Origin of the sequence: Dokdonella ginsengisoli (genome assembly GCF_042652785.1) — a bacterium.
Lineage (GTDB): Bacteria > Pseudomonadota > Gammaproteobacteria > Xanthomonadales > Rhodanobacteraceae > Dokdonella_A > Dokdonella_A ginsengisoli.
On the sequence record NZ_JBHSHD010000003.1, the window covers coordinates 188,434 to 208,559 of the forward strand.

Sequence of the window (20,126 nt, forward strand, 5' to 3'; positions counted from 1 at the left end):
CATGAGCGCGCTCACGCCCGACGAATGGCAGGCGCTGGGGCTGAGCCTGCGCGTGGGCCTGCTCGCGGTGGTGGTGGCGCTGCCGTTCGCGCTCGCCCTCGCCTGGCTGCTGTCGCGCAAGCGCTTCCCCGGCCGCGCCCTGCTCGAATCGCTGCTGTTCCTGCCGCTGATCCTGCCGCCGGTGGTCACCGGCTACGCGCTGCTCGCGCTGTTCGGCGTGCACGGTCCGCTCGGTCAACTGCTCGGCGCGTTCGGCATCGTCGTCGCGTTCCGCTGGACCGGCGCGGTGATCGCCGCCGCCGTGATGGGCTTTCCGCTGCTGGTGCTGTCGATCCGCGCCGCCTTCGACGGTGTCGACCGGCGTCTGGAGGCGGCCGCGGAAACGCTAGGCGCCGGCGCCTGGCGGCGCTTCGCCACGATCACCCTGCCGCTGTCGATGCGCGGCATCGTCGCCGGCTGCGTGCTGGCGTTCGCGCGCGCGTTCGGCGAGTTCGGCGCGACGATCAGCTTCGTCTCCAACATCCCCGGCGAGACGCGCACCCTGCCGATCGCGATCTACGAGCTGCTCAACGCGCCCGGCGGCATGCCCGGCGTGCAGCGGCTTGCGCTGGTTTCGCTGCTGGTCGCGCTGGTCGCCAGCGCGAGCGCCGCGCTGGTCGCCGGCGGCGCGCCGTGGCGGAGGCGCGAGCATGATTGAGCTGCGCCTGCGGCATGCGTCCGGCGAACTCGACCTCGACCTGCAGTTCCGCTCCGAGGCGCGCACGCTGGCGCTGTTCGGCCACTCTGGCGCCGGCAAGACCAGCGTGCTGAATGCCGTCGCCGGCCTGCTCGAACCGCAGTCCGGGCGCATCGTGCTCGACGGCGAGGTGCTGCTCGACACCGACGCCGGCGTCCGCGTGCCGGTCGCGCGGCGGCGCCTGGGCTACGTGTTCCAGGACGGCCGCCTGTTCCCGCACCTGAGCGTGCGGCACAACCTGCTGTACGGCGCGCCGCCGCGCGACGGCGCGCACGGCGCCGAGTTCGCCACGGTGGTCGACCTGCTCGAACTCGGCCCGCTGCTGGAACGCCGGCCGCACAACCTTTCCGGCGGCGAGCGCCAGCGCGTCGCGGTCGGCCGCGCCCTGCTCTCCCAGCCGCGCGCGCTGCTGCTCGACGAGCCGCTGACCGGCCTGCACGCCGAAGCGCGCACGCAGGTGCTCGACTACCTGCGCCGCCTGAAGCAGGAACTGCGCGTGTTCACCGTGCTGGTCACGCACCACGCCGACGAGGTCGGCGCGCTCGCCGACGAAGTCGTCCGCCTCGCCGGCGGCCGCATCGTGCGGCAGGTGCCGATCGCCGAATTCGTCGCGCGGCGCGCCGCCTTCGCCAATGCGCCGTGAGCGCCGAACCGCTCAGGCCAGCTTGCGCAGGCGCAACGCCGCCATCACCTGCAGCACGCCGTAGAGCAGCGCGCCGACGCCGATCCACAGCGCCATCGTCAGCAGCCCCGCCGCCGGATACGCGGCGAACAGCACGCCGAGCAGCACCGCGACGGCGCCGCTGAGGATCAGCAGCCATTCGTTGGCGATGAACCGGCGCACGCGCACCGCGAAGACGATGCGGTAGAGACCGCTGACGATCAGCCACGCCGCCAGCAGAAGCAGCAGCGCACCCGCCACGGCGAGCGGCTGCGTGATCGCCAGCACGCCGAAGGCGATCGAGGCCAGCGCGTACAGCGCCAGCCAGCCGCGCGGGATGTTCACGTTGCGGTCGAACAGCGCGAACGCGCTGATCACGCCTTCGGCCAGGGCCATGACGCCGAACGCCCAGGTCAGCGCGACGACGCTGGCGCCGGGCCACACGATCGAATACAGGCCGAACGCGATGGCGACCACGCCGTAGACGAGGATCACCCACCAGTTGCGTGCCAGAGCTGCGACGAGCGGCGAATTCATGACGATCTCCCGAAGGGCTGAGGAATGCCGTTTGAATCGACTCGCGCCCCACCGCGGATGCGACCGGGCCGCGACGGCATTCTGGTCCGGATTGGCGGCGCATTTCCAGAAATGCCGGCGCGCGCGGAGCGAGGCGAGACGCCGCACGCCTTTGCGGCGGAATGCGAACTTGGCTAGGCTAGCCGTTCGATCCGAACGACCGTTTGAGTCAGACATCCAAGAGGCCGACATGAAGTTGCGCGTTCCGCTTGCCGCACTCGCCCTGACCTGCGCCCTGACCGCCTGCAGCAGCGGCCCGGCCAGGCGCGTACATCCGTCGACCGCGAGCATCCAGCAGCTGATCGTGCAGCCGGACGGCAGCTGGAAGCTCGACGTGCGCATCCAGAACTTCAGCACCCTGCCGATGCGCTACAGCGCGCTGACCGCGACCGTCACCGTCGCCGGCACCGACGTCGGCGAGATCTCGATCGCACCGAACGTCGACATCGTCGCCAACGGCGGCGACGTCGTCGAGGCGACGCTGAAGACTTCGGCGAAGCTGCCGGCCAGCGGCGACTTCGCCTACGTGCTGAAGGGCCGCATCGACACCAGCGAGCCGAAGGAAAGCTTCCCGTTCGAACGCTCGAGCCGGCTGTCGCCGGTACCGGGCGTGGCGAACACGTACCGCTGAACCGCTTGCACGCGTCCGGCCGCGGCCGGCGTCCCCCGAAAAATTCCGGAGTGTTTCCATGAGCCGCTACGCCGCCCCGCTCGCCGACCTGCGCTTCGCGCTTCACGACGTGCTCGACGTCGAATCGACCTACGCCCGCCTGCCCGGCTGCGCGACCGCCACGCGCGACGTCGTCGACGCGGTGCTCGAGGAAGGCGCGAAGTTCGCCGAGCAGGTGCTCGCGCCGCTGAACCAGAGTGGCGACGCGGAAGGCTGCAGCTACGACAAGGCCACGCAGAGCGTGCGCACGCCGAAGGGCTTCAAGGAGGCGTTCGCGCAGTACGTCGAGGCCGGCTGGATCGGCCTGGTCGCCGACGAACGCTTCGGCGGCCAGGGCCTGCCCGAGACGCTCGGCGCGGCGCTGAAGGAGATGATCGATTCGGCCAACCTGTCGTGGGGCAACTATCCGATGCTCTCGCACGGCGCCGGATCGGCGCTGGAGCACCACGGCGAGGACTGGCAGCGCGAGGTGTTCCTCAAACCGCTGGTGGCAGGCACCTGGACCGGCACCATGTGCCTGACCGAGCCGCACTGCGGCACCGATCTGGGCCTGCTCAAGACCAAGGCGGAACCGAACCCGGACGGCAGCTACCGCATCAGCGGCACCAAGATCTTCATCACCGCCGGCGAGCACGACTTCGTCGACAACATCCTGCACCTGGTGCTCGCGCGCCTGCCGGACGCGCCGGCCGGCGTGAAGGGCATCTCGCTGTTCCTGGTGCCCAAGTTCAAGGTCGGCAAGGACGGCACGGTCGGCGAACGCAACGCCGCCGTGTGCGGCTCGATCGAGCACAAGATGGGCATCCACGGCTCGGTCACCTGCGTGATGAATTTCGACGGCGCCGAGGGCTGGCTGGTCGGCCAGCCGAACAAGGGCCTGGCCGCGATGTTCACCATGATGAACACCGCGCGTCTCGCGGTCGGCCTGCAGGGTCTGGGCCTGACCGAGCGCGCGTACCAGAACTCGCTCGCCTACGCGCGCGAACGCCTGCAGATGCGCTCGCTGTCGGGCGCGAAGTTTCCGGACAAGCCGGCCGATCCGCTGATCGTGCACCCGGACGTGCGCCGCATGCTGCTCACGCAGAAGGCCTTCGCCGAAGGCGGCCGCCTGCTCGGCCTGTACGCCTACCTGCACGAAGACATCCGCAAGCACAGCCAGGATGCCGCCGAGCGCGAGCGCGCCGAGGCGCTGGTCTCGTTCCTGACGCCGATCGTCAAGGGCCTGCTGACCGAAGCCGGCATCGAATGCACCTACCACGCGCTGCAGGTGTTCGGCGGCCACGGCTTCATCGTCGAGAACGGCATGGAGCAGTTCGCGCGCGACGCGCGCATCACCACGCTGTACGAAGGCACCACGCAGATCCAGGCCAACGACCTGCTCGGCCGCAAGGTGATGCAGCTGCAGGGCGTCGGCCTCAAGCACTTCCTCGCCGAGATCGGCGCGTTCTGCGCCGCACACGCGAACGACGCGGCCCTCGCCGAATTCGCCGGGCCGCTCGGCAAGGCAGCGAAGGAATGGGGCGAACTCACCCTGGAGCTGGGCAAGCGCGCGGGCGCGAACGCGGAGGAAATCGGCGCCGCGGCCTACGACTACCTGTTCTACTCCGGCTACATCGCGCTGGCCTACCTGTGGGCGCGCAGCGTCGCCGCCGCCGATACGTCGAAGCAGTCGCAGGAGTTCCGCGACGCCAAGCGCCTGACCGCGCGCTTCTACTTCGCGCGCATCCTGCCGCGCATCCACACGCACGCCGCGGCCATGCGCAGCGGCGCGGCGAACCTGCTGGAGATGGCGGACGCGCAGTTCGGCTGACCGTCGCCCGCGCCGCGGGCGCGGCGCGCTCCGCATTGCAGCATGCCGCCGGAAACGGCGGTGCTAGGATGCCGCCGGGGATCGGCCGCCGTCGTTGCGCAGTAGCGGGAAAGTCTGTCGAGGGAGCGCGCCGAAGCTCCGATGTCCAACCGACTACAGAGGGGTCAGGCATGGAACAGTATCTTCCGTTGATCATCCAGATCATCGCCGGCGCGATCGGCGGCAATGCGGCGGGGGCCGCGTCGAAGAACGTCAGTCTCGGCGGAGCCGGCAACACGATCGCGGGTGCCATCGGCGGCGGCGTGCTCGGCCAGCTGCTGCAGATCGCCCTGCCGATGCTGCAGGGCGCGGGCGGCGGCCTCGACATCGGCGCGATCGCCGGCAACCTCGTCGGCGGCGGCGCCGCCGGCGCGATCGTCACGGCGATCATCGGTCTGATCAAGAACAAGGCCGCCGGCCGGTAACGCGGGAAACTTCCACGCACACGCGGCACAGGGACGTGCCGGTCTTCGCAATCCCGCCATGGATTCCTTCGTCAAGACGCATGTCCGTCTGGCCCGGGCCGACGACGACGATTTCATCCTCGGCCTGGTCGGCCGCTTCGTCGAATTCGAGCTGCCGCCGTGGCGCCGCCGCGGCGAGTGCGCAGCCGGCATTCGCGACGACCTCGCGCGCCACCTGCGCGAGCAGCCGCCCGGCTCGTACGTGTTCGTCGCCGAGAACGAGGACGGCGAACGCGCCGGCTTCCTGCACCTGCAGACGGTGACCGACCACTTCACCGCGGCGCAGAACTGCCACATCGCCGACCTCGCCGTCGCGCCCGCGCACGAGGGGCACGGCATCGGCAGTGCCCTGCTGCGCTTCGCCGAGGGCTGGGCCAGACAGCACCGCTGCCGGCATCTCACCCTGGCGGTGTTCCCCGGCAACGAGCGCGCGCGGGCGCTGTACGAGCGCCGCGGTTTCGGCACCGACCTGCTGCGCATGGCCAAGAGGGTCTAGCTTTTGCGATCGTTCGTGATCGTGGCTTCGAACGGCGGACGATTTCCCGGGATGGTCCATGCTGCCTGGAAGTCCGGAGCGACTGTCCCTGGTCGCACCTTCCGTAGAGCAGTTATCCAAGCGTCAACTATTTGTTCTATGCTCCGCGGCCAGGTACGTGTTCGATGGTGCGGCGGATCTGCCGCCGCCCCGCAACGGAGGCGCGATGCTTGCTGAAGTGCGTAGCCTGGGCGACATCCACAGCACCCGCGTGCTGTCGCTGGACTCGACCGGTCGCATCCTCGACTGGATGAGCTGGCAGGACGCCGTCTGCCTGTACGTGCGCGGCGCGGTCGCCTGGACGCTCGGCGACGCCTGCCTGACCATCCGCGGCGGCATGAACCGCCTGACCGGCGAGCAGAGCCGCATCGAACTGCACCCGATCGTCGCCAGCACCGGCCATGCGCGCCCGGCGGCGATCGATCCGGCACCGGCGCTGACCAACGTCGCGCTGTTCGCGCGCGACCGCATGCTGTGCCTGTACTGCGGCGAACACTTCCATCGCGGCGAGCTGACGCGCGACCACGTCGTTCCGGTCTCCAAGGGCGGCCGCGACATCTGGACCAACGTCGTCACCGCGTGCTGGTCGTGCAACGTCCGCAAGGGCAACCGCACGCCGCAGCAGGCCGGCATGCCGCTGCTGGCGGTGCCGTACCGCCCGAGCTGGGTCGAGCATCTGATCCTGTCCAACCGCAATATCCTGGCCGACCAGATGGAATTTCTGGTCAGCCACCTGCCGAAGAACCGGCACGCGAGCTAGTTCGCCGCCGCATCGATGACGCCTCCCGCAAGCGACGAAGCCGCGCCGGCCACGCCGAACTTCGCGCGCCTGCGCTGGCTCGTGCGGCTGAACCGGCATCCGTCGGCGATCCTGCTGCTGGTGCAGCTGACCGGATTGATGATCTATCCGCTGCTCGAGCAGACGCCGGGCGGCACCGCGATGCTGCGCGGCTTCGGCGTGATCGTGCTCGGGCTGGCGGTGTGGATGGTGCAGCGAAGCGCGGGCCGCGCGTGGATCAGTGCCGGCATCGCCGCACCGGTGCTGCTGATCGACCTGGCCGAAAGCGTGCTCGACCTGCCGGCCCTGCGCGTCTGGTCGGCCGCGCTCGAAGCATTGTTCTACTTCTATGCTGCCGGCTGCCTGATCCGCTACATGCTCGCCGACCGCCGCGCGACCAGCGACGAACTGTTCGCCGCCGGCGCCACCTTCACCCTGCTGGCCTGGGCCTTCACCTATCTGTTCGTGCTGTGCCAGCTGCTGCAGCCCGACGCGTTCGGCGGCGCCGTCAACCCGGGCGCGCCGCGCAGCTGGACCGAACTGCTGTTCATGAGCTTCGTCCTGCTGTCGAGCACCGGCATCGGCGACGTGATTCCGCTGAGCGGCTTCGCGCGCGCGCTGGCGAGCCTGGAGATCTTCACCGGCGTGATGTACCTCGCCCTGGTCGTCTCGCGGCTGATCGGACTGACCATCCTGCGCCGCGGCCAATAGCGGCGGCGCCTCCGGGCCGAAGCGGCCGGGTCGGAAATATTGCAGAAATATTGCGCACTTGCGTTGCTGATCTAGGGTTTGCCCGAATGGTCCGCGCGCGCCGCGGCGACCACACTCCGCCCATCCTTCCGTCGGCGCGACGCCGACTCGATCCCCGCGAGGACGACGACATGGGCATCGGCAGTGTGATCAGCGGCGCGGCATCCTGGGTCAAGAACACGGCCGAAGACGCGGTCGACGCCGGCGCGGACGCGCTCAAGGGCGCGCAGGACTTCGTCGGCGACCGTCTCGACGACATCGACCAAGCCAAGGACTGGGTCGGCGGCAAGATCGACGGCGCGGTCGAAGGCGCCGAGAAGGCCGTCGACGGCTTCCGCCAGGACCTGGTCGAGTTCGGCGAGGAACACGGCGGCATCGTCGGCAAGGCGCTGGCCGAGAACGTGTCCAACTCGATCGGCGTGGTCGAGGGCGCGGGCCTGGCCGTGTACGACATGGGCAAGGGCGTGGTGCAGCTGGCCGACGGCGCCAGCAAGCTGGTCAATCCGCTGGAGTGGGCCACCCACGGCGGCGAGAACCTGCAGCGGCTGGAGAACGTGGGCAAGGCGGCCGAGACCCTGGGCAACCTGGCCAGCCCGACGGCGTGGATCACCAACACGGACGGCAACCTGAACACGGCCAAGGCGCTGTGGAACGGGGTGACGGCCGGCTATCAGGATGCGGCGGCGCAGGGCGACTGGTCAAAGTTCGTCGGTCGCGGGGTGGTGGACATCGGCAGCCTGCTGATCGGCGCGGGCGAGGCGAACGCGGCGATCAAGGGCGCGCAGGGCGCCAACGCGGTGGCGCGGATCGGCGAAGGCGCCAATGCGCTGGACAAGGCGGCCGACGCGGCGCGCGTGCTGGACGCGGCCGGCGACGCCGGCAAGGCCGCGCGCGGGGCCGATGGCGCCGCCGACGCGGGCAAGGTCGCGCGCGGGGCCGACGAGGCCGCCGCGGCGCGTGCCACGGCCGGCAGCGACGACGTGGCGGAAATCGTCAGCCGCGCCGATACCGGCACCACGATCGGCGGCAAGAAGCTGCTCGACTTCGATTCGTTCGACGACTTCAACGCCGCGGCGAACGCGGCGCAGCCCAACAGCGTGTACCAGTTCGGCGACTTCCGCTGGACCACCGACGCGCAGGGCCGCGTGATCCGCGCCGAGGGCAAGGTCGAGCTGACCCCGGTCGGCCGCAACGATCCGAAGCTGCAGACCGCGATCGGCAACGAAGGCCGCGACACCGACGTCGGCTTCCACATCATCGCCGACCGCTTCGGCGGCCCGACCAACCGCCTGAACGTCGTGCCGGGCAACGGCAAGCCGATCGGCGACGGCCTGCCCAACCTCAACAACGGCGCCTACAAGCGCTTCGAGAACACGATCGCCGAGCTGCGCGAGCAGGGTCACGCCGTGGAGATACGCGTGAGCCCCGAGTACAATCCGGGCAACCTCAGCAGCCGCCCCGACAACTTCGTCGCGGAATACCGCACCGACGGCGGCCGCTGGATCGAGCACGAATTCCCCAACAAGTAAGCGGCGCGACCCGATGGACGACTTGAACCAGGCCTACGCCGAAACTGTGCAGGCCGTCGCCGGCAGCGTCACCGACGTCATGGACGGCGAGTGGGGCGAGCGCGACTGGCGCCGCCTCGTCGTCAACCACGAGTCGCTGCTGCACACCGCCGAGCCGGAGGCGAGCACGATCGCCTTCGCCGTCGCGACCAAGCCCGGCGGCGAGCCGGAGATCGTCGATTTCCGCATCTCGCGCGCCGCCAAGAACGGCTTCAAGCGCATCGCCGACATCATGCACGCGCAGAAGGGCCAGTACTGGACCGTCTGCGACCTGACCGTCGAGCGCGACGGCAGCTACCGCTTCGACTTCTCCTACGACCCGCCCTACCGGCTCGGCGGCCATCTGCACGACACCCGCTTCGACGACTACCTGCAGCGCTACCTCGCCGAGACCGGCGCTCGCTGAACGGCCCGCCGGGACGGCTTCCGCGCCCGCGTCACCGTCGTTTCCTTGCCCCGGCGGCCCGGCAGTCCGAAAATAGCCGGATGATCGACAGCCAACGCTATCCACGCCTCGCCCGCATCGACTCGCCGGCGGACCTGCGCCGCTTTCCGGAATCCGAACTGGGCGACATCGCGCGCGAACTGCGCGCCTATCTGATCGAGTCGGTCGCGACCTCGGGCGGCCATTTCGGCGCCAACCTCGGCGTGATCGAGCTGACCGTCGCCCTGCACTGGCTGTACGAGACGCCGCGCGACCGCCTGGTCTGGGACGTCGGCCACCAGTGCTACCCGCACAAGATCCTCACCGGCCGCCGCGACCGCATCACCACGGTCAAGAAGAAGGACGGCGTCGCGCCATTCCCGCGCCGCGAGGAAAGCGAGTACGACGCGTTCGGCGTCGGACACTCGTCGACGTCGATCTCGGCCGCGCTCGGCATGGCGCTGGCCTCGCAGCGCGACGAAGGCCAGGGCGGCGACGCGCGCAAGATCGTCGCCGTGATCGGCGACGGCGCGATGACCGCCGGCATGGCGTTCGAGGCGCTCAACCACGGCGGCGCGATCGATCCGGACATGCTGGTCATCCTCAACGACAACCAGATGTCGATCAGCGAGAACGTCGGCGCGCTGACGCAGATGCTGGCGCGCCTGATGGCCAGCCGCACGCTGAACCGCATCCGCGAAGGCGGCAAGAAGATGATGAAGCGCGGCGGCTTCTGGTGGCGCTTCGTCAAGCGCTGGGAAGAGCACGCCAAGGGCATGTTCGTGCCGTCGACGCTGTTCGAGGAACTCGGCTTCCACTACACCGGCCCGATCGATGGCCACGACCTGCCGCTGCTGGTTTCGACGCTGCGCACGTTGAAGGAGCTGAAGGGCCCGCAGCTGCTGCACGTGGTCACCACCAAGGGCAAGGGCTACGCGCCGGCCGAGCGCGAGCAGATCGAGTACCACGCGGTCGGTCCGTTCGACCCGGTCGCCGGCGTCGCCAAGAAGGCCGGCGCGTCGAAGCCGACCTACACCGAGATCTTCAGCGACTGGCTGTGCGACATGGCGGCGGCCGATCCGCGCCTGCAGGGCATCACCCCGGCGATGCGCGAAGGCTCGGGCCTGGTGCGCTTCTCCAAGGAATACCCGCAGCGCTACTTCGACGTCAGCATCGCCGAGCAGCACGCCGTCACGCTCGCCGCCGGCATGGCCTGCGAAGGCGCCAAGCCGGTGGTGGCGATCTATTCGACGTTCCTGCAGCGCGCCTACGACCAGCTGATCCACGACGTCGCCTTGCAGGACCTGGACGTGCTGTTCGCGATCGACCGCGCCGGCGTGGTCGGCCCGGACGGCGCGACCCACGCCGGCAGTTTCGACCTGAGCTACCTGCGCTGCATCCCGAACATGCTGGTGATGGCGCCGGCCGACGAGGACGAATGCCGCCGCATGCTGACGACCGGTTTCCTGCACGAGGGCCCGGCGGCGGTGCGCTATCCGCGCGGCACCGGCACGGGTGTGGCGGTTTCCAAGGAACTGGCGACCCTGCCCGTCGGCAAGGCCGAGGTGCGCCGTCGCGGCCACGGCATCGCCCTGCTCGCATTCGGCGCGATGGTCGCGCCGTGCACGAAGGTTGCCGAGGCGCTCGACGCCACGCTGGTCAACATGCGCTTCGTCAAGCCGCTCGACGAGGCCGCCATTCTCGAGCTGGCGCATTCGCACGCCGCACTGGTCACGATCGAGGACAACGCGGTCGCCGGCGGCGCCGGCAGCGGCGTGCTGGAACTGCTCGCGGCGCACGGCGTGCAGGTGCCGACGCTGCAGCTGGGCCTGTCCGACCGTTTTCTCGAACACGCCAGCCGCGAGGAGCTGCTGGCCGTCGACGGCCTGGACGCGGCCGGCATCGAAGCCGCCGTGCGCAACCGCTTCGGCCACCTGCTGCTCGCACCGGCGCTGCGCAGCGCGATCTGACGCGCGCGCGGCGCGGCCGCGACGACGCGGAGTCAGGTGCCGGACTGCCCCAGCGTGACGCGCTCGCGATCCTCGACATCGCGCTGCGTCGACACCGCGACGTAGCCGTGCGCGGACAGCAGGTCGCGCACGCGGCTGCCCTGGTCGTAACCGTGTTCGAGCAGCAGCCATCCGCCGCCGCGCAGGCGCTCGCGCGCGCCCGCGGCGATCGTGCGGATCGCATCGAGGCCGTCCGCCCCGGACGCCAGCGCGGCAGCCGGCTCGAAGCGCAGGTCGCCGCGCGCGAGATGCGGATCGGCGGCCTCGATGTACGGCGGATTGGAGACGATCACGTCGAAACGCCTTTCGCCGAGCGCGGCGCACCAGTCACCCTGCGCGAATTCGACGTCGATGCCCAGGCGCTGCGCGTTCGCGCGCGCCACGGCCAGCGCCTGCGCGCTGGCGTCGGTGGCGAGCACGCGCGCGCGCGGACGTTCGCGCGCCAGTGCCAGCGCGATCGCGCCGGAACCGGTACCCAGATCGGCCACGGCCGCGGCGTCCTCGGGCGCGATCTTCGCCAGCGCCAGCTCGACCAGCAACTCGGTTTCCGCACGCGGGATCAGCACGTCCGGCGACACCGCCAGATCGAGCGACCAGAACTCGCGCCGCCCGGTCAGGTACGCCACCGGCTGGCCTGCGCGGCGCGCCCCGACCAGCTGCGCGTATGCGGCGCACCGGTCTTCGTCCGGCTCGAACTCCGGCCAGGCGAACAGCCACGCACGCGTGCGGCCGAGTACCTGCGCGAGCAGCAGTTCGGCCTCGAAGCGCGCGTCCTCGCCGGCCAGCGCGGCGGCGCCGTCGGCGAGCAGTTGCCGGACCGTGCTCACGGCGACGGCGGCGTTTGCGCTGCCGCGTCGGCGGCCGGCTTCTTCGGCAGCGCGCGCCAGTAGCCGCCGCGGGTCCATGCGGCAAAACCGCGGCGCAGCCAGCCGATCAGCGCGCTGGCCAGCCACAACGCCCAGGCCAGCATCGCCAGCTGGTAGGCCCACAGCGGCAGGCTGATCGCGTGCGCCACCGGCAGCGCATCGGTGCTGCGGTCGGCGAACCAGCGCAAGCCCTGTGCGCTCGATCCATGGCCGACGACGTGCATGTCGGGATAGCCGAGCAGGCCGTGCCGGATCGAGTCGAACAGGCACAGCAGCGCGACCGCCGTCAGCACGGCCAGTCCGACCTGCAGCAGGTTGAAGCGGTGCGCCGACACCGGCGGTTCGCGCCGCGCGCGCCAGTCGAGCGCGTACAGCCACGCCACCACCAGCAGCAGGGCCGGCCACGAGTACGTGGAGAAACCCAGGCCGAGCAGCACCCACTGCCACGGCTTCAGCGGCGAGTGCCGCAGCCGCGACAGCGCGAACGCGACCAGCAGCATCGCCGCCAGCTCGCCCCAGTACAGCACGGCCGGTCCCGCCGGCGGCCCCCAGGTGGCGAGCAGCCAGCGATCCATCGGCAGCTGCAGATCCAGCGCGATGTTCGCCGCCGGCAGGCCCAGCGCGATCGACGGCGTCGACGCGCGCACGGCGAGCGGCGCGTCTTCGCGGAAGCGGATCTGGAACGTCTGCATGCCCGGCACCAGCGGCAGGCTCAGCCGTCCGTCGCGCAGGCGCAGGTTCAGCGTCTGCGTGTTGCGCGTCACGCCGAGCAGCTCGGCGCCGACCGGCAGCGCGATCGAGTGCTCGCCGCCCTGGCTGGCGCGCATCGTCAGCGACAGGGTGGACGTGGCCGCGCGCTGGCCGATCTCGTGGTCCAGGCTCACGCGGTCGATCGCGCGCGTGGCGCCCTGCGCGGCGGCCGGCCGCGTGATCTTCAGGCTCAGCGTCTCGCCCGGCAGCGGGTGGAACTCGAAGCCGTGGTAGTCGGCGGCGTCGCTGCCCTCGGCGGCGACGGCTTCGGCGATGCCGGAGAACTCGACGTGCCAGGTCGGGCTGACCACGACCTGCCAGACCTCGGCGCGGTCGCCGAGCGGCGGCGCCGTCAGGCTCAGGGTCTCGGCCTTGTCGAGCTTGGCGTGCCAGACCGTGCCCGACTGCCCGTCGGCGATCGCGGCGTCGATGCGGCCGCCTTCGACCTTCACGCCGGGGCTGTCGACGTGCTCGCCCGGCAGCACCGGCACGCGCACGGTGAACCCGCCCTGCTGCGGCGCCATGCGTTCGACCGTGGTCTGCGATTCCCAGTCCAGGCCGAGCGTCAGCGTGCGCCGCACGCGCACGAATGGCGCGAACTGCTGCGCGCCGACGGCCGCCGCCGTCTCGCCGCCGGCACGCGAACGCGCCAGGGTCAGCGTCTCGGTGAGCAGGCGGTCCTCGGCCAGGCCGCTCGATTCCCAGCCCTCGCCGGCGAACTGCACGCGCATCGGCTTCAGTGCGAACGCCAGCGCGATCTTGTCGAACGCCGTGCCGAACGCCAGCTCGACGCGATGCACGCCGCGCGGCAGCGCGATCCACAACGTCGCCCCGTCGCGCGCGATTGCGTCCTGCGCGACGCCGTCGACGCGCAGGCTGCGCAGGCTCAGCGCCTTCTCGTCGAACGGCAGCGGCACCGCGACCTTCTCCGCCGCATGCACTTCCAGCGCGACCTCGACCACATCGCCGCGCGCCGCGATCTCGGCCTTGGCCATGGCCGCGCAGGCCGGTGCGCAGCGCGGCGCCTCGACCAGGCGCGCACGCAGCTGGTCGAGCAGATCGTTCGGCGGGAAGCTCTGCGCGCGCGACGGCGCTGCGGCTCCGAACAGGCCGAAGGCCAGCGCGCCGATCAGCAGCGGCGCCGGCGCGGACACGCGCAGGCGCGGCCTGAGCAGACGCACGACGAGCCACGCCAGCAGCGCGACCAGCAGCAGCCGCAGCGGACGCACCAGCCACGGCGGCGCGATCAGCAGGCGCACGTCCTGGCTCGGCAGCACCGGCCCGCTCCAGGCGAGTTCGTAGCGATGCCCGAGCTGCCAGCTCGGCTCGCCGGCGCCGGTCTGCACGACCGTCGACTGGCTGTAGTGGTCGATGACGTCCTGCTTGCGGATGCGCGAGCCGGTGACGGTGACCGTTTCGAGCTTCTCCCGATCCGCGGAGCCGATCGAATCCTTGGCCGATCCGGCGATCGGAGAAGGCGGCGGCGGCGGGGCCGCGGGCGCCGGCGCCACCACCTCCGCCGCTTCGTCGGCCATTTCCTGCGCCTGCGGCTCGGGGCGGGCCGTGCGATGCCGCATGCGCGCGTCGCCGCCGCCGAAGCCGACGCCGAACCACACGTCGCCGCTGCTTTCCAGCTGCGGGTACACCGCGTAGCGCAGCTGGGTCGCGACGAACGGCAGCGCGGTCAGCACCAGCAGCAGCAAGGCCGCACGCCGCAGCCATTCGGCCGTGGTCGCCAGCCGGCCCTGCGGCAGCGCGCGCGCGACCAGCGCCAGCGCGAGCACCGCCAGCAGGCTCCACAGCGGCGCGCCGGCCTCCTGGTAGCCGAGCACGAGATAGGCGATCGCGGCGACGCCGCCCAGCGCGCCGAACAGGCGCCAGGCCAGCAGCGCGAGCACCGCCGCGACGAACACGTCGAGCAGGGTCCAGCGCGAGATCCAGCTGCCCTCGGCGCGGTCGGCGCCGGGCGCGCCGAGCAGCTTGTAGCCGTTGGGCAGGTGCAGGACGGTGTCGACGCGATCGAAGCTGTCCTGCCATCCGGTGATCGGCAGCGAAGCCTGCGCCGGCGCCACGCGCAGGCCGGCGGCGAGGTCGACGCTGGGCGTGCGCCATTCGACGCCGCTGAGCGATTCGCCGGCGCCGCTCGTGACCAGCAGCGATTCGTCACCGTCGCGGCCGACGCCGATCGCCTGCGCACGTTCGAGCAGGAACGGTGCGGCCGCGTCGAAGCGCCAGCCCTGCAGCATCTCGCCCTGCACGCGGTCGCGCGCGAACCAGCCGCCGCCGTCGAAATCCAGCCACATCTCGCGCCGCAGCGTGAGGCGGTTGCGTTCGTCCGGCGCGATGCCGCGCGAGCGCTCCTCGATCGTCAGCTTGGCGCCGTCACCGAGCGCGAACGCCGGCAGCTCGCGCCAGTCGGACGGCACCTGCGCCTGATGCGGATCGACCTGCAGCGCGCCGCTGGCCGCGGTCACGCGCTGGCGCGGCGCGGCGGCGTAGCTCCAGATCTCCTGCTGCGGCCACGGCGCGGCGCCGGTGCGTGCCGTCGCTTCGACCAGCGCCGCGGTCGCGCGCGCGTCCAGGGTCAGGGTGTCGCTGCCCGGCTGCACGCGCACGCGCAGGCGGCCGTCCGCCTCCAGCCGCGCCGGCCATTCGCCGTCCAGGGCCAGCGGTGCGAAACCCTCGGGCAGGGCCGGGCCGATGACTTCCTCGCGCGCCTGGCCGGACGCGTAGATCTCGATCACGGTGCGCAACTGGGCCGGAATTCCGTCGCCGAGGCGGCGGTAGACACGAAGCTCCAGGCTGTCGGCTTCCGGCGCCGCGGTGCCGGCGCGGCCGAGCGTCAGTTCGTCGCCGTCGCGCTGCACCGGCGTCACCGGCTTGCTGTCGACGCTGAGCGCGACCAGTCCCACCGTGGACGGTACGCGCAGGCCCTGCGGCCGCTCGCGCCAGGGAATGCGCGCGCGGACTTCGTGACTGCCGGCGGCCAGCCAGAGCATCGGCCCGTCGCGATCGACCACCACGGCGGACTGGCCGTCGACCGTGACGTTCTGCGGCCAGTGCTCGGTGTCGCCGGGCAGGGGAATCCAGGAATCCGCATCGACGCGCCAGTGCTGCGCGAGGTTCGCGCCGCCGGCGTCGGCGGCGACGTTCAGCACACCGGGCCACGCGCACAGGAAATCGGACGCATCCCCGCCGCCCTTGCCGGCGATCAGCGGACAGGCGCGGAATTCCTGCTGATTGAGCACCCAGGCGCGCCACGGTTCGAGCGCGGACGGTACCTCGGGTTCGGCCTGCGCGGCCGCGGCGATCGACAACAGCGCAAGACGCGCGAGGCAAAGCAGGAACGAACGCATGGACTCTCCTTGTGCGGGCGGTGGGCCGTTGCAACGGAGCGCTGCAGGCCGCGGGGTTGGCGTTCGCGAAAGCGGACGCCGACACCGGGTGCCGACGCCCTTCCCCTCGCCGACACGGCCGGCGCATCTTAGAGCCTGTCCGCGCCATTCCTGTACCCGGCATGGTCCCGGCGGAAGGCCGGCGCCGTGCGCGAAGCGGGTGCTTTCGTCGCCAGCGTCACGGGGCGGCTTGATTGGCCGGCAACACGACCGCATCCCGACAGGACGGCGGAGCGCGGCGCCCGTGCCCGGGCGCATCGGGATGGATCCGCTCGCGGCCGTCGGCAACCGGGCCTCCGGCCGGAACCAATAAATAGGCAATACCTATCAATTCATGTGAATAAATTGATTGTACAAATCGAAATCCCGGCACTAAAGTAGCCGGCGTCTTCTCTCCCCACCCCACCCACCACTACAGAGGAAGCAAGCCATGTCCCTGATCAACACCCAGATCAAACCCTTCAAGGCGACCGCGTACCACAACGGCAAGTTCGTCGAGGTCAGCGACGCCACGCTGAAGGGCAAGTGGTCGGTCGTCGTGTTCTACCCGGCCGACTTCACCTTCGTCTGCCCGACGGAACTGGAAGACCTCGCCGACCACTACGCCGAATTCCAGAAGCTGGGCGTGGAGGTCTACGGCGTGTCGACCGACACGCACTTCGCGCACAAGGCGTGGCACGACACCTCCGAGGCGATCAAGAAGGTGCAGTACCCGCTGGTCGGCGATCCGACCACGACGCTGGCGCGCAACTTCGACGTGCTGATCGAGGAAGAAGGCCTCGCCCTGCGCGGCACCTTCGTGATCAACCCGGAAGGCCAGATCAAGGTGCTGGAGATCCACGACAACGGCATCGGCCGCGACGCCAGCGAGCTGCTGCGCAAGGTCAAGGCCGCGCAGTACGTCGCCTCGCATCCGGGTGAAGTGTGCCCGGCGAAGTGGCAGGAAGGCGCCAAGACGCTCAAGCCCTCGCTCGACCTCGTCGGCAAGATCTGATCCACCTTTCCTCTCCCGTCCGCGGGAGAGGGCCGGCGCACGGACGCGCCGGTGACGTACCGGCAGGGATCGCCGGCAGGACCCCGGCGGGGTGAGACGCCTCACTCCGCCTTCTTCGGGCGCCGCCGCGCCACCTTTCCGCAGACGCGGAAAGGGAAGGTTCGATTCGCGGGCGCGCAGCGCGCCCGCCGCATTCCACGGAGCCACGCCATGTTGGACGACAGCATCAAGACCCAGTTGCAAGAGCACTTCGCCAGGATCGAACGCCCGGTCGACATCGTCGCCGCGCTCGACGGCGGCGAGAAATCGCAGGAGCTGCGCGAGCTGCTGACCGACATCGCCGGGCTGTCGCCGCAGTTCCGCCTCGTCGAGCGTGCCGAGCCGGGCATCCGCATGCCCTCGTTCGCGCTGAGCACGCCGGGCCAGGACATCCACCTGCGCTTCTCCGGCATTCCGATGGGCCACGAGTTCACCTCGCTGATCCTCGCCCTGCTGCAGGTCGGCGGGCATCCGCCCAAGCTCGCGCCGGAGACGATCGAGCAGATCCGCGCGCTCGACGGCGAGTACAAGTTCGAGACCTACGTCTCGCTGAGCTGCCAGAGCTGCCCGGACGTGGTCCAGGCGCTCAATCTCATGGCCACGCTCAATCCGCGCATCGGCGTGGAGATGATCGAAGGCGCCACGTTCGAGCAGGAAGTCACCGAGAAGCAGATCCTGTCGGTGCCGGCGATCTTCCTCAACGGCCAGGAATTCGGCCAGGGCCGCATGGGCGTGGAAGAGATTCTCGCCAAGCTCGACAGCGGCGCCGACGCGCGCGAGGCGGAAAAGCTCGACGCGCGCGCGCCCTACGACGTGCTCGTCGTCGGCGGCGGCCCCGCCGGCGCGGCCGCGGCGATCTACGCCGCGCGCAAGGGCATCCGCACCGGCGTCGTCGCCGAGCGTTTCGGCGGCCAGGTGCTCGACACGATGGAGATCGCCAACTACATCTCCGTCACGCACACCGAAGGCTCGCAGTTCGCCGCCGCGCTCGAGGCGCACGTGAAGGACTACGACGTCGACATCGTGAACCGCCAGCGCGCCGACAAGCTCGTCGCCGACGGCGACCTCGTGCGCGTCGAACTGGCCAGCGGCGCCGCGCTGAAATCCAGGACCGTCGTCCTCGCCACCGGCGCGCGCTGGCGCAACATGAACGTGCCCGGCGAAAGCGAGTACCGCACCAAGGGCGTGACCTACTGCCCGCACTGCGACGGCCCGCTGTTCAAGGGCAAGCGCGTCGCGGTGATCGGCGGCGGCAACTCGGGCATCGAGGCGGCGATCGATCTCGCCGGCGTGGTCGCTCACGTGACCGTGCTGGAATTCGATTCGAAGCTGCGCGCCGACGAGGTGCTGCAGCGCAAGCTGCGCAGCCTGCCGAACGTCGACGTCATCCTCGGTGCGCAGACCACCGAAGTCGTCGGCGACGGCAGCAAGGTCACCGGCCTGAAGTACACCGACCGCGCCAGCGGCCAGTCGCACGATCTGGAACTGTCCGGCGTGTTCGTGCAGATCGGCCTGCTGCCCAACACCGACTGGCTCAAGGGCGCGCTGGCGCTGTCGCCGCGCGGCGAGATCGAAGTGGACGCGCACGGGCGCACGTCGATGGCCGGCGTGTTCGCGGCAGGCGACGCGACGACGACGCCGTTCAAGCAGATCGTCATCGCCGCGGGCGAAGGCGCGAAGGCGGCACTGGCCGCGTTCGACCACCTCATCCGCGCGCCGATCGACGGTGTCGCGGCCGACGCCGAGAAGAAGGCGGCCTGACCCCGCCGTCCTCGGGATCGCGCGCCGGGAGCAATCCCGGCGCGCGATCGTCTTTCGCCGGCGGCGCGTTCCGGTCCCGCTTGTGAGACACGGCCCACGATCGCATCATCCCCGCTCACGCCATCATGCCGTCCTCATGAACCTGCGCGATCTCCAGTACCTGGTCGCCCTCGCCGAGCACAAGCATTTCGGCCGCGCCGCCGAGGCCAGCTTCGTCAGCCAGCCGACGCTGTCGACGCAGATCAAGAAGCTCGAGGACGAACTCGGCGTCGCCCTGGTCGAGCGCACGCCGCGCAAGGTGCTGCTGACCGAGACCGGCCGCGAGATCGCGCAGCGCGCGCGCCAGGTGCTCAACGAGATCGAGCAGATCCGCTCGATCGCGCGCCGCACCGCCGATCCGGAATCCGGCTCGGTGCGCCTGGGCATCTTCCCGACCCTCGGCCCGTACCTGCTGCCGCACGTGATCCCGGCGATCCGCGCGCGCTTCCCGCGCCTGGAACTGCTGCTCACCGAGGAGAAGACCGAGGTCGTGCTGCGCCAGCTGCGCGAAGGAAAGCTCGACGCCGGCATCCTGGCGCTGCCGATCCACGACGAGCAGCTGCACCAGGAGTTCCTGTTCGAGGAAGACTTCGTGCTGGCGGTGCCGGAAGGCCACCGGCTGGCGACGCACGAGACGCTCAGGCTCGGCGATCTGGCCGAGCAGAACCTGCTGCTGCTCGAGGAGGGCCACTGCCTGCGCGACCAGGCGCTGGAGGTCTGCCATCTCGCCGGCGCCGGCGAACGCAGCGGATTCCGCGCGACCAGCCTGGAAACACTGCGCCAGATGGTCGCCGCCGGCGCCGGCATCACCCTGCTGCCGGCGCTGGCCGTGAGGCCGCCGGTGGCGCCCTCCGCCGACATCCGCCTGGTCGAGTTCCGCGGCCGCGCGCCGCACCGGCGCATCGCCATGGTGTGGCGCCGCAGCTCGGCGATCGCCCGCCTGCTGCAGCAGCTGGCCGAGGTGATCAAGACGCTGCCGCGGGACCTTCTCGTCGCGCACGAGGCCACCCATCCCACACGCAAGCCGCGTTCGCGCGCGCGCGCCTGACGCCGCCACGCGCCGCTCCGCCGGAAGTCTCCAAGCACCCGGAAGCGTCATCCCCGCGAAAGCGCGTATCGGCGTCGATCTTTCCTCGGCCTGACGCAAACGGACGACTCCGCAGCGGCCGTCGAAAGGCGATCCACGAGGACGACGCGCCCGCCGGGGATCCCGGCGGCGCCGGTTTGAGAAAGCCGCCGCGATCGGCTACGGTCCCCGGATC

Annotated in this window: 17 protein-coding genes; 14 read left to right on the plus strand and 3 right to left on the minus strand. The window is 70.7% G+C overall.

Going from position 1 to position 20,126, the window contains the following annotated elements:
* The first annotated feature begins 1 nt into the window (after position 1).
* Positions 2-697, plus strand: coding sequence for a molybdate ABC transporter permease subunit (modB, locus tag ACFO6Q_RS02995; protein WP_380019028.1), 696 nt, complete (start codon positions 2-4; stop codon positions 695-697).
* Entirely contained in the window at positions 690-1,379 is a 690-nt protein-coding gene (locus tag ACFO6Q_RS03000; RefSeq protein WP_380019029.1) for an ATP-binding cassette domain-containing protein, read from the plus strand. Before modB ends, ACFO6Q_RS03000 begins: the two co-directional genes overlap by 8 nt.
* Before the next feature lie 12 nt (positions 1,380-1,391).
* On the opposite strand, the gene ACFO6Q_RS03005 is transcribed toward ACFO6Q_RS03000, so the two are convergent.
* Complete coding sequence (locus ACFO6Q_RS03005; RefSeq protein ID WP_380019030.1) at positions 1,392-1,934, minus strand: HdeD family acid-resistance protein; 543 nt, start codon at positions 1,932-1,934, stop codon at positions 1,392-1,394.
* Positions 1,935-2,163: 229 nt separating this feature from the next.
* On the opposite strand from ACFO6Q_RS03005, the gene ACFO6Q_RS03010 reads away from it, so the two are divergent.
* The 9 genes from ACFO6Q_RS03010 (at position 2,164) to dxs (ending at position 10,981) form a co-directional block, all read left to right on the plus strand.
* Positions 2,164-2,604: a hypothetical protein gene (locus ACFO6Q_RS03010; protein ID WP_380019031.1), complete on the plus strand. Its 441-nt coding sequence runs from the start codon at positions 2,164-2,166 to the stop codon at positions 2,602-2,604.
* A gap of 58 nt (positions 2,605-2,662) precedes the next feature.
* Positions 2,663-4,453 (plus strand): acyl-CoA dehydrogenase C-terminal domain-containing protein, encoded by a 1,791-nt coding sequence (locus ACFO6Q_RS03015; protein WP_380019032.1) that lies wholly within the window; start codon positions 2,663-2,665, stop codon positions 4,451-4,453.
* Between the two features lie 170 nt (positions 4,454-4,623).
* Positions 4,624-4,917 (plus strand): hypothetical protein, encoded by a 294-nt coding sequence (locus ACFO6Q_RS03020; RefSeq protein ID WP_380019033.1) that lies wholly within the window; start codon positions 4,624-4,626, stop codon positions 4,915-4,917.
* A gap of 58 nt (positions 4,918-4,975) precedes the next feature.
* Positions 4,976-5,452 (plus strand): GNAT family N-acetyltransferase, encoded by a 477-nt coding sequence (locus ACFO6Q_RS03025; RefSeq protein ID WP_380019034.1) that lies wholly within the window; start codon positions 4,976-4,978, stop codon positions 5,450-5,452.
* Positions 5,453-5,657: 205 nt separating this feature from the next.
* On the plus strand, positions 5,658-6,251 hold the full coding sequence (locus ACFO6Q_RS03030) for an HNH endonuclease (RefSeq protein ID WP_380019035.1): 594 nt from the start codon (positions 5,658-5,660) through the stop codon (positions 6,249-6,251).
* A gap of 15 nt (positions 6,252-6,266) precedes the next feature.
* The gene (locus ACFO6Q_RS03035; RefSeq protein WP_380019036.1) at positions 6,267-6,980 is read left to right on the plus strand and encodes an ion channel; all 714 of its coding nucleotides are present in this window, start codon (positions 6,267-6,269) and stop codon (positions 6,978-6,980) included.
* 170 nt (positions 6,981-7,150) lie between these two features.
* A complete protein-coding gene (locus ACFO6Q_RS03040) occupies positions 7,151-8,548 on the plus strand; it encodes a DNA/RNA non-specific endonuclease (protein ID WP_380019037.1) in 1,398 nt (465 codons plus the stop codon).
* A 13-nt stretch (positions 8,549-8,561) separates the two neighbouring features.
* Positions 8,562-8,993, plus strand: coding sequence for a hypothetical protein (locus tag ACFO6Q_RS03045; RefSeq protein WP_380019038.1), 432 nt, complete (start codon positions 8,562-8,564; stop codon positions 8,991-8,993).
* Positions 8,994-9,073: 80 nt separating this feature from the next.
* On the plus strand, positions 9,074-10,981 hold the full coding sequence (gene dxs, locus ACFO6Q_RS03050; protein ID WP_380019039.1) for a 1-deoxy-D-xylulose-5-phosphate synthase: 1,908 nt from the start codon (positions 9,074-9,076) through the stop codon (positions 10,979-10,981).
* A 32-nt stretch (positions 10,982-11,013) separates the two neighbouring features.
* Here dxs and prmC read toward each other — a convergent pair whose 3' ends face one another.
* Entirely contained in the window at positions 11,014-11,847 is an 834-nt protein-coding gene (prmC, locus tag ACFO6Q_RS03055) for a peptide chain release factor N(5)-glutamine methyltransferase (RefSeq protein ID WP_380019040.1), read from the minus strand.
* Entirely contained in the window at positions 11,844-15,992 is a 4,149-nt protein-coding gene (locus tag ACFO6Q_RS03060) for a hypothetical protein (RefSeq protein WP_380019041.1), read from the minus strand. Before ACFO6Q_RS03060 ends, prmC begins: the two co-directional genes overlap by 4 nt.
* Before the next feature lie 469 nt (positions 15,993-16,461).
* Here ACFO6Q_RS03060 and ahpC point away from each other — a divergent pair, with 469 nt between their 5' ends.
* The 3 genes from ahpC to oxyR all read left to right on the plus strand — a co-directional run bounded on the left by ahpC (position 16,462) and on the right by oxyR (position 19,912).
* Positions 16,462-17,025, plus strand: a complete 564-nt coding sequence (gene ahpC, locus ACFO6Q_RS03065) for an alkyl hydroperoxide reductase subunit C (protein WP_380019042.1) — start codon at positions 16,462-16,464, stop codon at positions 17,023-17,025.
* A gap of 210 nt (positions 17,026-17,235) precedes the next feature.
* The gene (gene ahpF / locus ACFO6Q_RS03070; protein WP_380019043.1) at positions 17,236-18,825 is read left to right on the plus strand and encodes an alkyl hydroperoxide reductase subunit F; all 1,590 of its coding nucleotides are present in this window, start codon (positions 17,236-17,238) and stop codon (positions 18,823-18,825) included.
* Between the two features lie 136 nt (positions 18,826-18,961).
* On the plus strand, positions 18,962-19,912 hold the full coding sequence (gene oxyR, locus ACFO6Q_RS03075) for a DNA-binding transcriptional regulator OxyR (RefSeq protein ID WP_380019044.1): 951 nt from the start codon (positions 18,962-18,964) through the stop codon (positions 19,910-19,912).
* Positions 19,913-20,126: the final 214 nt, after the last annotated feature.